The following is a 13424-nucleotide window of genomic DNA, read 5'->3' as shown; positions in this document are numbered from 1 at the left end:
CAAGAAGGTTAATTTATAGTGAATAAGAGCGTTCTCGCAATGAAAGATTGCGACTTAGCGTACGGTTATAAAACTGTTGTTACTGGTCTTAACGGAAGTGTAGAAGCTGGGCAAGCTTTAGCTTTGATTGGTCCTAACGGTTCTGGAAAAACAACGTTTTTGCAGGCGATTATTGGTATTGTGCGAGTGAGTAATGGAAGCTTAACAATGCCAAAAACGGTTTCAATAGGCTATGTTCCTCAACAAGTTGATTTGGATTTGACTTTTCCAATCACCGCTCGTCAAGTTGTAGCAATGGGCTTAAGTAGGCAAACTGGATTTTTTGGTTTGCTTAAAAAAAGCCAGAAAGAAGCTGTTGAGAGCGCTCTTAATCATGTTGGTTTGCTAGACAGAGCAGATGTTAGATTTGGCGATCTTTCTGGAGGCCAGCGCCAGCGTATATTGCTTGCACGCGCTATTGTTGCGCGACCTACGTTGATTCTTTTAGACGAGCCTTTTAACGGATTAGACGAGCCGAATCGAAAAGAATTGCTCAATATTATGAAGTCCGCTAAAGAAGAGGGGATTTCGTTTATTGTGTCTACTCACGACTTGGTAATCGCGGATGCGATTTGCGAAAAAGCCTTGCTTTTGGCTGGTCATCAAGTGGCTTTTGGACCTCTTAGAAAAGTCATGACTAAAGAAAACATATCTTTGGCTTATGGCGGAAGTATGCCAGCTGCAAGTGCGGGTCTTACTTTGAATCAATTAGCAAACAAAGATGATTCGTTGAATGATTCGTTGAATGATTCGTTAAATGCTTCGTTAAATGCTTCGTTAAATGCTTCGTTAGATTCTGCTTTAGGAGACGAATCCAATGCTAGCTGAATTGGTTGAGTCTTTGCGCAAAATCCTCGAGCCTATACCAGGATTTGACTTTATTGCGTCCGCTCCCTACATTTTTAGGCCTTTCTGCCTTCTTATTGTTCTTGCGGTTGCTAGTGGAATAGTTGGCGTGTTTGTTAACTTAAGATGCGCCGAGTTTAATGCGGAGGCTTTGGTTCACGGGATTTTTCCTGGAATCGTAGTCGGAGCATTGTATGGAGGAATTGGGCAAATCATTCCAGGAGCTTCGATTTGTGCAATTTTTCTGGTCGCAGCTCTTGTGTGGGCATCTAGGTCTCAAAAAATCAATGAGTCAATAATCGCAACAGTTTTAACAACATTTTTTGCGCTTGGAATCGTAATATCTCTTAAAAAGGGAGATATGTCTGGCCAGCTTGAAGCACTTATGTTTGGACGTTTACTAGATGTTACAGACGATAGAATGACTCAAGCCATGCTTATTTGTTTATTTGCAATCGCATTGCTTGCGCTAACTTGGAAGAAGCAGATTGTTGTTGCGTTTGACCGCGCTAGTGCTCCTTTAATGGGTGTTAATACTTTAGTTGTAGATATTGTGCTAAACGTTGCAATTGCGTCTGTTGTAGTTTCTGCATCTTCGGCTGTTGGCGTGCTTCTTGTTATTGGATACCTTGTTATTCCTGGAGCTAGCGCAAGATTGGTTGCGCGCACTGTTGGGCGTATGGTGGCTGTTGGCGTTGCTGTTGGTATTGCTGGCGTTTTATTAGGCATGTACGCTATGAACTTGGAGCTTGATCACCCAGTTTCTCCACAAGCTGCAGTGGCGCTAAGTATTTGCGCAATGTTTGTAATCGTTTTGATTTTAAGATTCTTATACAGAGTTACATACGCACTAGTGTTTTCTAAAAAGAAAAAGTCTAGCGCAATAGAGGCTGGTGGAAAGTAATAATGGTAAGTATTTGGCAAATTATCGCTCTTCCTATTGTAGAGGCAATCGCTGTTGGAGCATTATGCGGTTTTGTTGGATCCTTGGCTTTGCTTAATCAGCGTATTTTCTTCACTGAGTCTATAACCCACGCTGCTTTCCCAGGAGCTGTAATCGGAGTTGTAGTCACATCTGTTTATACGATTGACCAGAACGTTTTGTCTATTGGTCTTTTTATCGGCGCTGCTTTGGCTTGTATTGTTTTGTCTTTTATGATGCATGTTCTTTCTAAACTAAAGGGTATATCTTCTCAAGCTTCTGCTGGAATAACTCTTACTGTTGGTTTTGCTAGCGGCTACTTTTTGAACAAGTGGTTTGCTCCGCTTCCATTGCGAATTGAGGGTTTTTTAACAGGATCTTTGCTTAATTGCACTCCTGCAGACGTGATTTTTGCGATTATTGCATTCGCTCTTGCACTGGGATTGTGGAGTTTTAATAGTGCTAATTTGATTCATTGCTCTTTTGACTCCACTAATTACAAAGCTTTAGGAGGCAGAAGCGGATTAATGCAAGGAATTGTTCTTGCGCTAATAATCATTACAGTTTCGGTAATTATTCCAGCTGTTGGAACTGTTGTTTCGGTATCTTTAATCGCAGCTCCTGCAGCAGCACTAAAGAGTAGAATGCGTTCGATTAACAAGTTTGTGTTTGCGTGCGTATTGTCTTCTATTTTTATAGCGCTTTTAGGACTTGCCTTAGCTGTGATTTTAAGACTTTCTGCTGGCGGAACTATCGCGATTTGCGCTGGATGCTTCTATTTAGTTGTAAAGCTTAGTGAAAGCATCTTTTTGAAAATACATGAGATTTATTCTAGTTTTTGCAAAAAATCATTGTTAAAAAGTCGCTCTGTTGTTCTAGAGTAACAGAGAATTGCGCGTGAAAAATGCGTGCGATTGACGTCGTTTTTTGCGCGTTTTATTTATGTTTTAATCGCGTAAGTTTATCGACGCCACACAAGTCCAGGTCTGCACATTAGTAACGCAAGACCCCGATAGAAAAGGACAATTATGGCTGAAAATACCATCTCCATCACTGTAGACGAGGAACGCAAGGAGGTGGATGCAAGCTTCACTGGCGTTGAACTTTTCGCGGAAGATAAGAATATTATTGCCGTGCGTTTAAATGGAGAGTTGCGTGATTTGTACACGCCTCTTCATAACGGCGATACCGTGGAATCAGTAGCACTTGATAGTGAAGATGGCATCGCAATCATGCGTCATTCCGCTACACACGTGATGGCTCAAGCTGTTCAAGAAATTCGACCAGACGCAAAGTTGGGCGTAGGTCCTGTAATTAAAGACGGCTTCTACTATGATTTCGATGTTGATACTCCATTTACGCCAGACGATTTGAAGCAAATCGAAAAGCATATGCAGCGCATTATTAAAGAGTCTCAAAGCTTCCGCCGCCGCGTTGTAACAGAAGATGAAGCGCGCGAAGAAGAAGCAAATCAACCTTATAAGTTGGAGTTGATTGGAGATAAGGAAGCGGCTCTTGATCCTGCGGCTGCTGGCGAAATCAGCAAGCACGAGCTTAGCATGTACGACAATTTGGATCGCGAAGGAAACAAGGTCTGGAGCGATTTGTGCCGTGGACCTCATTTGCCAAATACGCGTTATATTAAGGCTTTTAAGCTTGAGCGTGTTGCTGCAGCTTACTGGCGCGGTTCGGAGCATAATCCTATGCTTCAGCGCATTTACGGAACTGCATGGCCTAGCAAGGAAGAGCTTAAGGCTTACACAACTCGCATGGAAGAGGCTGCTAAGCGCGATCATCGTAAGCTTGGTCAAGAGATGGATTTGTTCTCCTTCCCAGATGAGATTGGTCCAGGCTTGGCAGTGTTCCATCCAAAGGGTGCTGCAATCATTAACGCAATGGAAGATTATTCGCGTGAGCAGCACAGAAAGCATCACTACAGCTTTGTGCAAACTCCTCACATTACTAAGGGCGGCTTGTACGAGACTTCTGGTCACTTGCAGTGGTACAAGGATGGCATGTATCCTCCAATGAAGCTTGACGAAGAGCGCGACGAAAACGGTAACGTAACTCGTCAGGGTGCTGACTACTACTTGAAGCCAATGAATTGCCCAATGCATAATTTGATCTTTAAGTCTCGCCAGCGTTCGTACCGCGAACTTCCTTTGCGATTGTTTGAGTTTGGTACCGTGTATCGCTACGAAAAGTCTGGCGTTGTGCATGGCTTGACTCGTGTTCGCGGATTGACTCAAGATGATTCGCACATTTACTGCACTCGCGAGCAGATGCGCGATGAGTTGAAGAGCTTGCTTAACTTTGTGCTTGGTCTTCTTAAAGACTTCGGTTTGAACGACTTCTACTTGGAGCTTTCCACTAAGGATGAGCACAAGTTTGTTGGTTCCGACGAGATTTGGGAAGAAGCAACAAACACTTTGGCAGAAGTTGCTAAAGATTCTGGTTTGGAACTCGTGGACGATCCAGGTGGAGCTGCATTCTACGGACCTAAGATTTCTGTGCAAGCTCGCGATGCAATCGGCCGCACTTGGCAGGTTTCTACTATTCAGCTCGACTTCAACTTGCCTGAGCGCTTTAAGTTGGAGTACATTGCAGCTGACGGTAGTCACCAGCGCCCTGTAATGATTCACCGCGCACTCTTCGGCTCTATTGAGCGTTTCTTCGCTATTTTGCTTGAGCATTATGCAGGCGCGTTCCCAGCATGGTTGGCTCCAGTTCAAGTGACTGGCGTTCCTGTTGCAGACGAGTTTGCTCCACACTTGCAAAAGTTTATTAGCGATTTGGAAGAGAATATGGTTCGTTGCGAAATGGATAGCTCCGACGATCGCTTTGGCAAGAAGATTCGTAACGCTTCTAAGTCTAAGGTGCCTTTCACTTTGATTGCTGGCGAAGAGGATGTGAACAACAATGCTGTGAGCTTCCGCTTCCGCGATGGTAGCCAATTGAACGGTATTCCTGTTGCACAAGCTAAAGAGTGGATTTTGTCCATTATTAAGCAGCGCGTTCAAGTAAATACTGCAGAAGATTTTGAGCACTACACAAAGTAGCATTCGCGATGCAACTTACGTAGCATAAATCAACGTAAGTCAACATAAAACAAACCCGCACTTCTTAACGTTGTGCGGGTTTATTCTTTTTATTCTTGATTTATTGCGAGTGACTTAGTTACTTAAGCAGCGCGCGAATTGCTTCGACTTGCTCGCTATTAACTTGACTTGCAGGCTCGCGAACAAGCGTGCTAATCGGCAATCCCTTAAGATTTACAGCAGCTTTAATCGCAGAAATAAACAAGTCGGTAGTATTGTAAACTGCCATCAAGTGGCTGATTCTTTTAGCGCATTCAATAAGATGCGCAAAGTCGCCAGCCTCATACGCTTTATGCAAAGCTGCAAAAGTTTCTGGCTCTACATTAGTAAGTCCACAAATCACGCCATTTCCTCCAGCAATCCTGTTAGGAGTGTAGTACTCGTCAAAACCAGAGAAAACAACAAAATCTGGGTTTACGCGTCTAGTCGCATCAATCATTGCGCGAGTATGGCTTATAGTATCTACCGTGTCTTTAATACCAACAATATTCGGATATTTTTCAGCAAGATTTGCAACTAAGCTTGGTGTTAAATCGCTGCCAGTTCGAGCAGGGAAGTTGTATAGAATAACAGGCAAGCTAGTTGCGCTCGCAATTGCGCCAAAGTAGCGTTCTGCGGTTTGTGCAGTTGGTCCAAAGTAGTATGGAGATACAGCTACAACAGCGTCTGCTCCGCAACTTTGCGCAAACTTAGTAAAGTCAAGTACTTCGTTAAGATTTGTGTTTCCAACGCCTATAAGAACTGGAACTCTGTGATTAACGTGTTCAATAGCAAACTTAGCAGCTTCCTTTTTTACGCTAAGCGGATATGCGTAGAACTCGCCAATGCTGCCAAAAATCAATATGCCATTAATCCCAGCATCAATCAGATGGTCTAAGTGCTTTGCCCATAAGTCGTAGTCAATGCTTCCGTCATCTTTGCTTACAGTTATTGATGGGCAAAAAACGCCCTTAAAAGCATGCAAGTCAAGCTTTGCGCTATTAGCAGTAGTCATAAAATTCGTCCTTTTATTTAATTATTTTGTGTATTGAATTATTCTATGTATTGAATTATGGGGCATAAGACTTTAACTTGCAAAATCTTACACCCCATAAGCAATGATTACTAAAATCGACTATTCAAATCGACTATTCAAATAACTTAATTAATTACAGTTTAATACCATATGCCTTCTTTGCATTATTCATAAAGAAATCTTCGTCGTCGCCGAAAAGCTCCACCATTAAGTCAAGATGCTGCTTAAGTGAAGAATTCAACTTAACAACTGGCCAATTAGAGCTAAAGAGTAGGCGATCAGGACTAAACGTGTCTTTAACAAACTTAACAATATCTGGATTTACTGGATTATCTCCAGAAATCTTAATATAGCTGTGTGGAAGCTTTGCAAACGCACGCAAAGCAGCGCAGGAATCCTCGTCTAATCCTGGAACATTGCCCAAATGGTTTAGAACAACAGTCACTTCTGGAACTTGCTCAAAAGCTTTAGCCATATCGCCAAGTTCTTCGCCACGATTGCAAAGCTCAAAAGGCATGCCCTTCTTTGCCATTGCCTTAAGGCCACCAATAAATGAAGGCTCTAGGCAGCGGCCGCGTGGCTCGCTTGGAATGTGAAGAGGCTCGCGAATACCAGTTGCGTTAATTGGTACGCGCATAAATGGATCCAACGTAACTCTAAGCATTTTAGCAAGAATCTTAGGATTAGGATTTTCTCCAATAAGCCTATCTTCTAGCTCGTGGTCTGCAGCATCAACCTCAACGTATACGCCGCCGAGGAAGTCAACACCCAAGTCTGCATATTCTTTTTCTAGCTGCTCTAACGTAAAGGTGTGGTTTAACTTGTCTAAGCCATCAAGCCAAGGCAAGACTTGCTTTGTTGGATCCCAAATATGAAAATGGGAATCTAAAATACGAAGTTGAGACATAATAAACTTTCCTTTCTAAAGTCTTTCTAAAGACTTTCAAATAAAGACTTTGTAGTTCTTTGCAAATCACTTAGCTTCTACAAGACCAATCTTGGAACCCCACAATGCGTACCAAGCTACATACAAGAATCCTGGAACGGTGAGCAGCACTGCAACCTCAATGCCAGCAAAATCTTGTACAAATCCAAGGAATAGTGGGATTATAGCTGCGCCAACAACGCTCATAATCAAAGCGGAAGAGCCAGTCTTTGCAGCAGAGCCATGAATTCCCTTTAAGGTAAGTGAGAACACGGTTGGGAATCCAATAGACACAAACAGGTAGGAGATAATGTAGGCCACTACAGAAATCTTGCCGAGTCCAAGGAATGCAACAAACATTAGCAATGCGCTCAAAACCATGTAGATTCCAAGAATCTTATCGCTATCAAACTTTGTCATAAGAGGCGTTGTAATAAAACGACCAAGAGTAAACATTAAGGAAACGATTGCAAGCATAGACGCCGCAATACCAGTTGTTACTCCAGCACCCCAATGCTTAAGAGCAAACGATGAGAACATTGCCATTCCAACAACCTGAAGGCCTACAAATACAAATTCTGCAATAACGCCAAGTGTAAAGTATGGCTTCTTAACAAGATGCAAGAATGAAGAATCGCCCTTATTTTCTTGATCTGCCTCAACATCTCCTGGAGGTGTAGGAAGCTTAAAGCAGAAGAAGATTGCAATAACCGCAATAAGAACAATGCCAATAACAATGTAAATCATGCGAGTATCGCTAAGGAACTTCGACTTAGCAAATTCAAATCCTGGTTCGCCTTGCTTAACGGTTTTACCAATAATATTGCCAAGAATAAGCGGACCAACAATGCTGCCAACGCCGTTAAAGCTTTGTGCCATGTTGATTCTAAAGGATTCGCCCTTTTCGTCGCCAAGCTTTGTAATGTATGGGTTGCAGTTTGTTTCCAAAGTTGCAGCACCAAGAGCAATAATAAACATTGCTATAAGGAACATAACATAGCTTGCTGTAGCGGTTGCAGGAATTACAGCAAATGCGCCGATTGCAAAGAGTGCAAGACCGCTAATTACGCCGCCCTTGTACCCAAAGCGCTTTGCGATTAAACCTGCAGGAATAGCCATTACAAAGTATGCGCCAAAGTATGCAACCTGAAGCAGCGCTGCTTCTGTGTTGTTTAGATTTAAGTAATGTCCAAATGGGGAATTAAGAGCATTGACCAAATTCATGGTCAAACCCCATACGAAGAACAAAGATGTTACCAATACAATGGCAATTATAGTTTTTGAGCTACTTTTGTTATTGTTAACAACCACGTTGTCGTTTTCTTTTGTAGTCATCGTCACTCCCGTGTGAGAATAATTCAAAGAGTTTAAGATTTTAAGTTCTTAAATGATTTTGTGCAATGGTGCGCAAGCACACATTTTGCATTGCGCACCATCGACTAGTTAAATTGCACCGAATCTTAAATTTGCATTTGGAATTTAAGACAAAGCGCGATCAAGATGCACGTAGCCGCCATCAACGAATACCCACTGACCAGTGGTGTGCGAAGAGCGATCCGAAAGCAGGAATGCAGCTTCGTTTCCAATCTCTTCCGTGGTAGTCATGCGGTTCTCCAGAGGAATCTTGTCGGTAATAACCTTCAAACGAGCCTGCTGAGCTGCTTCGTCGCCAAAGGTCTTAATCCAATCGGCATACAGTGGGGTCCAGCATTCGGAGACAACAATCGCGTTTACGCGCACGCGGTCATGAATAAGTGCTGCAGCCCATTCGCGAGTCAAGCCCAAGATTCCACCCTTTGCAGCAGCGTAGGCACTGGTCTTGCCCTGGCCTGTTAGAGCAGTCTTAGAAGAAATGTTCACAACAGCGCCGTGGCTTTCCTTTAAGTACTTTACAGCAGCATGAACAGTCTCGTAGTAGTGGGTAAGGTTTCCGTGAATCGACTTCTCGAAGTCGCGCCAAGAAGTGGATTCCAAATCCTTGTTGTCGTTAACGCCAGCGTTATTTACAATGCCGTCAATATGACCATACTTCTTGTAGGTTTCTTCAATAATTGGTGCAATCTCGTCCGTGTCGTTTAAGTCGAGAAGATAAACATCGTAGTTCTTTGTATATTGCTCAATATCCTTGCGGAATGTCTCTTCTGCAGGGTCTGCGCGGTTAATAACTACTGGAATTGCGCCCTCTTGTGCAAGCTGAAGCGTAATGCCCTTACCAATGCCCTTGAATCCACCTGTTACGATGAAAACTTTGCCTTCCAAATGCAAATCCATAATGAACTCCTTTGTTAAATGATGTGGTTTGCTTTTTGAATCTTAAATTATGAACTTTGATTTTTTAAAGTGGCTAGCAATTTAAAATAAACAGCTTAATGTAAACTGCTAGCCACAATTGCATAACTATCCGCGATAAAGGTACTTTTCAGCCGTTTCCAGCGTCATTTCAGTGCCATTACCTGGGGCAGTTGGTGCAACATAATTACCATTCTTGATTTGTGTTGGATGCACAAAGTGCTCGTGCTGATTGTCTACGTATTCAATCATGCGGCCTTCCTTTGTGCCAGAAACTGCAACGTAATCAAACATTGCAAAGTGGCACACAGCTTCGCACAATCCAACGCCACCTGCGTGTGGGCAAACTGGCTTGTTAAACTTACGCGCAAGCAAGTATTCGAGAACAACTTCTTGTGGACCTGCAACTCGAGTTGCGTCGATTTGCATGATTCCAAATGCGTTTGCTTGCAAGTATTGCTTGAACATGATTCTGCTTTGCATTTGCTCGCCAGTTGCAACTGGTATTGGGTTGATTGCGCGGGCGATTGTTGCGTGTCCAATAACGTCGTCTGGGCTTGTTGGCTCTTCTACCCAAGCTAAGTCGAAGTCGTGGAAGCGATTAATCCAAGTGATTGCTGTTGGAACATCCCATACTTGGTTTGCATCTACTGCAAGACGAACGTCTGGGCCGATTGCTTCGCGAGCAAGTGCGAGTCTTCTCAAATCGTCGTCTACATTTTGACCAACCTTAAGCTTAATTTGCTTAAAGCCTTTAACTTGCGATTCTTCCTTAGCGATTGCAACCATTTTCTCATCGCTGTAACCGAGCCAGCCTGCGGCAGTGGAGTAGCCTGGGTAGCCGTTGACAAGCAGGTCTGCAATTCGCTCTTCCTTACTTTTTTGACCATCTTGCAAGAATTCGATTGCTTCTTCTGGCCTTAATGCGTCGGTCATATAGCGGAAGTCGAGAGTAGAGACTAATTCTTTTGGATCCATCTCGGCAAGTAAGCGCCACAAAGGCTTTCCAGCTCTCTTTGCTTTAATATCCCACAACGCGCTCAAAATAGCGCCAATTGCCATATGCTCTACGCCTTTTTCTGGGCCTAGCCAGCGAAGTTGTGAGTCGTGAACAAAAAGATCCCATGCAAGACGCATGTTGTCTAGTAATTCTTCTACATTCCTGCCAATAAGCACTTGAGACATGGAGTCGATTGCTGCGCAAACAACATCGTTTCCGCGGCCAATTGTAAATACAAATCCAACGCCTTTAATGCCATCGTCTAGGCTGGTTTTGATTTCTACGTATGCAGATGAATAATCTGGATCTTTGTTCATTGCGTCGGATCCAGAAAGCGTTTGCGACGTAGGGAATCTAAAATCATAGGTTTTTACTGATGTAATTGTACTCATAACGATTTGTGCTCCTTTGCTTTAAGATCGTTGTGACCTACATTTGTAATTTTATATCAAAATAATAGAAAAATGTTGTAGTATGAGTAGAAATTTTCGTAAAGCGATTTTTGCGAATATTTCGACGATGACACAATGTGATAAATGTCATATTTTTGATTTTTTGATTATTGAAAAATTGAGCTTTTTCATGAGGAAAATCGCGCATTTAGTCCGCGTTTTGCTTGTGACTAAAGGCAAATAATTTTATTATTCGGCGTGTCGTAAGAAATTTTCGCAATTTTTGCGCGTTAAATGCGAAATAGTGTATTATGGAACCTGTAATAGCCTTGATAAATCAAGCAATAGTGCTATTTTTCAGTTTTTCTGGCAGCTTGTATTATTGCGGATAATCTTAAGTATGTATGCGAATTTTTCTTTAAGATTATGATTTAGATAGAAAATGTTTTAGATAGAGAATGCGTTAAGCAAAAACGCGTAGAAGCTAGAAAGGGAGAAAATGGCCATAAATAGCAAACAAAGTGGTTTAGAAGAATCTGAATCGTTGAAGCCTAAGATTACAGAACTTGCTAAAGAAGCTGGTGTTTCTCCGTCTACAATATCTAAGGTAATAAACGGTAGGTCGGGAGTATCGGAAGAAACTCGAAGGCGCGTAGAAAAAGTTCTAGCTAAAAGTGGGCGCGATTATTCTCTTGTTAGCACTAAAATTTCTCCAACAGTTGAGCTACTCGTAGATTACGTTGCAAATAATGGCACGATTGAGATGATTACTTACGCGTCTCACTGGGCGCAAAAAGAAGGATTAGCGCTTACGGTTGCTCAAACTAACAATGGTAAAAAGCGCGAGGAATGCTTGCGTGGAATAGTAGATAGAAACCCTTTGGGTGTTATATCGCAAATGTCTGATCTAGAAGAAAAAGATAAAGAATTTTTGCGTATGCGCAATATTCCGCTTGTGATTATTGACCCAGTTTCTATAGGCAGCGGCAACGATCACACGATTTCTATTGATAATTGGACAGGTTCCTACGAGCTTACTCGGCATTTGATTAGTTTGGGCCATAAGCGAATTGGCGTTATTACAGGTCCGTTAAACGTTCAATCTGGTGTTGCTCGTTTTGCTGGATACAGTGCTGCTATGGAACAAGCTGGTTTGAGTGTTGATAAAGACTTAGTAAAAGAGGGCGATTATCTTCCAGAGCTTGGTTACAAAATGGCTTGTGACCTCTTGGATTTGCCTAAAGCCAAGCGTCCAACTGCGATTTTTGCTTGCAACGATATTACTGCTGTAAATGTGTATCGCGCAGCTCGCGAGCGCGGAATTAAGTTAGGAACAGAGCTTTCGGTTGCAGGCTTTGATGACGTTTATCCAGCGCAATATTTAATGCCTTCTTTAACAACCGTTAATCAGCCTTTTGATATTATGGCAAAAAATGCTGTTAGTATGATTCTTGCAATTCGAGAAGGCAAGGAGATTGAAAGTCAACTAGTTCTTCCTGCTCATGTTGTTATTCGAGACAGCACTCAGCCAGTTGTTGATTAATATAAGGCTTGTAGATATAGGCTTTATGACTTATTGCATACAAAATGTGGACGCAACTTAAATCAAGAGTTAACACAAGAGTTAAATCAAGATAAATTGCGTCCACAAATTGTTTGTTCTAAATGTGCGTATTTATTTATTTATTGTTTGCTTATTTTTAGAAGACTACGCAAAGAGCTACATCAAGCTTGTGTAAATCTTGCGAATGTCTTCCAAAGTGGCCTTGCGTGGGTTTCCTGGAGTGCAAACATCTGCCAAAGCGTCGTGGCTTAAGCCTTCAATATCTGCCTCACTAGCTCCAACTTCGCTAATCTTAGTAGGATTTCCAAGCTTAACCGTTAAGTCGTGAACTGCCTTTACAGCAGCATTGCGCACGGTTTCGAGGTCATCGGTGTATGCGTTTGGAACGTCGAATGCGGCAGCAATATCGCGATACTTTTCGCCAGTGTAATCTTTGTTATATTCCATAACAGGAGCAAGCAAAATTCCGTTTGCAACGCCATGAGCAACGCCAAGGCGACCACCGAGTGGGTGAGCCATGCCGTGAACCAAGCCCAAACCAACGTTGGAGTATGCCATGCCAGTTATATAGCTTGCGTAAGCCATTTGTTCGCCTGCTGGAACATCTCCGTCTGCGCTCTTTGCAAGGTTTTGTGCAATCATGCGAATTGTTTGCAAAGACAAGCAATCCGAAAGGCTCCATGCGCCTGGAGTAATGAAACCTTCGATTGCGTGTGTGAGTGCGTCCAAACCAGTTGCAACTTTAAGCGAGCGTGGCATGGAATCGGTGAGATCTGGGTCTACGAATGCAACGATTGGAATATCGTGAGGGTCTACTGCAACGAACTTGCGGAGCTTTGCGGTATCGGTAACAACATAGTTGATTGTTGTTTCGGATGCGGTTCCTGCTGTTGTTGGCACGCCAAAGATTGGCACAGAAGGATTCTTTGTATCTGCAACGCCTTCTAGAGAAAGAACATCGCTAAACTCTGGGTTAGCTACAATAATTCCAATGCCTTTGCATGTATCTTGCGGAGAGCCGCCGCCGAGTCCAATAAGGAAGTCTGCGCCAGATGCCTTGAACTTTTCTACACCGTCTTGAATGCATTCAACAGGTGGATTTGGCTTTACGTTGTCGAATACTTCGTATGGAAGACCAGCGGATTCTAGAACGTCGGTAACTCTTTTAACGGTTCCAGTCTTTACAAGAACAGGATCTGTTACAACAAATGCTTTTTTGAATCCATGTGCTTTAGCAACGTTTGGAATCTCTTTGATTGCTCCACGACCAAAGTAAGCAGTCTGATTAAAAATCATTCTATAGACCATGCGAAAATCTCCTTTGAGTTTCTTGT

General features: G+C 42.7%; 11 protein-coding genes. 5 read left to right on the top strand and 6 right to left on the bottom strand.

Annotated features, from left to right (window positions below):
* The first annotated feature begins 39 nt into the window (after window positions 1–39).
* From HXT36_RS02575 to thrS, 4 genes are all read left to right on the top strand, one after another.
* The gene (locus tag HXT36_RS02575) at window positions 40–867 is read left to right on the top strand and encodes a metal ABC transporter ATP-binding protein (protein WP_115757618.1); all 828 of its coding nucleotides are present in this window, start codon (window positions 40–42) and stop codon (window positions 865–867) included.
* Entirely contained in the window at window positions 857–1789 is a 933-nt protein-coding gene (locus tag HXT36_RS02570) for a metal ABC transporter permease (protein ID WP_016635372.1), read from the top strand. Before HXT36_RS02575 ends, HXT36_RS02570 begins: the two co-directional genes overlap by 11 nt.
* Window positions 1790–1791: 2 nt before the next feature.
* Window positions 1792–2691 carry a metal ABC transporter permease gene (locus HXT36_RS02565; protein WP_016635373.1) on the top strand — a complete coding sequence of 300 codons (900 nt, stop codon included), beginning with the start codon at window positions 1792–1794 and terminating at the stop codon, window positions 2689–2691.
* 144 nt (window positions 2692–2835) lie between these two features.
* Window positions 2836–4866 carry a threonine--tRNA ligase gene (gene thrS / locus HXT36_RS02560; protein ID WP_016635374.1) on the top strand — a complete coding sequence of 677 codons (2031 nt, stop codon included), beginning with the start codon at window positions 2836–2838 and terminating at the stop codon, window positions 4864–4866.
* 118 nt (window positions 4867–4984) lie between these two features.
* On the opposite strand, the gene HXT36_RS02555 is transcribed toward thrS, so the two are convergent.
* From HXT36_RS02555 to HXT36_RS02535, 5 genes are all read right to left on the bottom strand, one after another.
* The gene (locus HXT36_RS02555; protein ID WP_421779167.1) at window positions 4985–5899 is read right to left on the bottom strand and encodes a dihydrodipicolinate synthase family protein; all 915 of its coding nucleotides are present in this window, start codon (window positions 5897–5899) and stop codon (window positions 4985–4987) included.
* A 154-nt stretch (window positions 5900–6053) separates the two neighbouring features.
* On the bottom strand, window positions 6054–6827 hold the full coding sequence (locus HXT36_RS02550; protein ID WP_016800650.1) for an amidohydrolase family protein: 774 nt from the start codon (window positions 6825–6827) through the stop codon (window positions 6054–6056).
* Between the two features lie 66 nt (window positions 6828–6893).
* Entirely contained in the window at window positions 6894–8180 is a 1287-nt protein-coding gene (locus HXT36_RS02545) for an MFS transporter (protein ID WP_016635377.1), read from the bottom strand.
* 144 nt (window positions 8181–8324) lie between these two features.
* Complete coding sequence (locus HXT36_RS02540; protein ID WP_016635378.1) at window positions 8325–9116, bottom strand: SDR family oxidoreductase; 792 nt, start codon at window positions 9114–9116, stop codon at window positions 8325–8327.
* A gap of 126 nt (window positions 9117–9242) precedes the next feature.
* Window positions 9243–10526, bottom strand: a complete 1284-nt coding sequence (locus HXT36_RS02535) for an enolase C-terminal domain-like protein (RefSeq protein WP_421779166.1) — start codon at window positions 10524–10526, stop codon at window positions 9243–9245.
* 499 nt (window positions 10527–11025) lie between these two features.
* On the opposite strand from HXT36_RS02535, the gene HXT36_RS02530 reads away from it, so the two are divergent.
* Complete coding sequence (locus tag HXT36_RS02530) at window positions 11026–12069, top strand: LacI family DNA-binding transcriptional regulator (RefSeq protein ID WP_421779165.1); 1044 nt, start codon at window positions 11026–11028, stop codon at window positions 12067–12069.
* A gap of 177 nt (window positions 12070–12246) precedes the next feature.
* Here the strand turns inward: HXT36_RS02530 and fucO are convergent, their stop codons facing one another.
* The gene (gene fucO / locus HXT36_RS02525; RefSeq protein ID WP_016784865.1) at window positions 12247–13398 is read right to left on the bottom strand and encodes a lactaldehyde reductase; all 1152 of its coding nucleotides are present in this window, start codon (window positions 13396–13398) and stop codon (window positions 12247–12249) included.
* Window positions 13399–13424 lie beyond the last annotated feature (26 nt).

The organism is Gardnerella sp. DNF01144 (genome assembly GCF_049244245.1).
Lineage (GTDB): Bacteria > Actinomycetota > Actinomycetes > Actinomycetales > Bifidobacteriaceae > Bifidobacterium > Bifidobacterium piotii.
The sequence above is the reverse complement of the archived record's forward strand: the minus strand, read 5'-3'. Positions and strand labels throughout refer to the sequence as shown.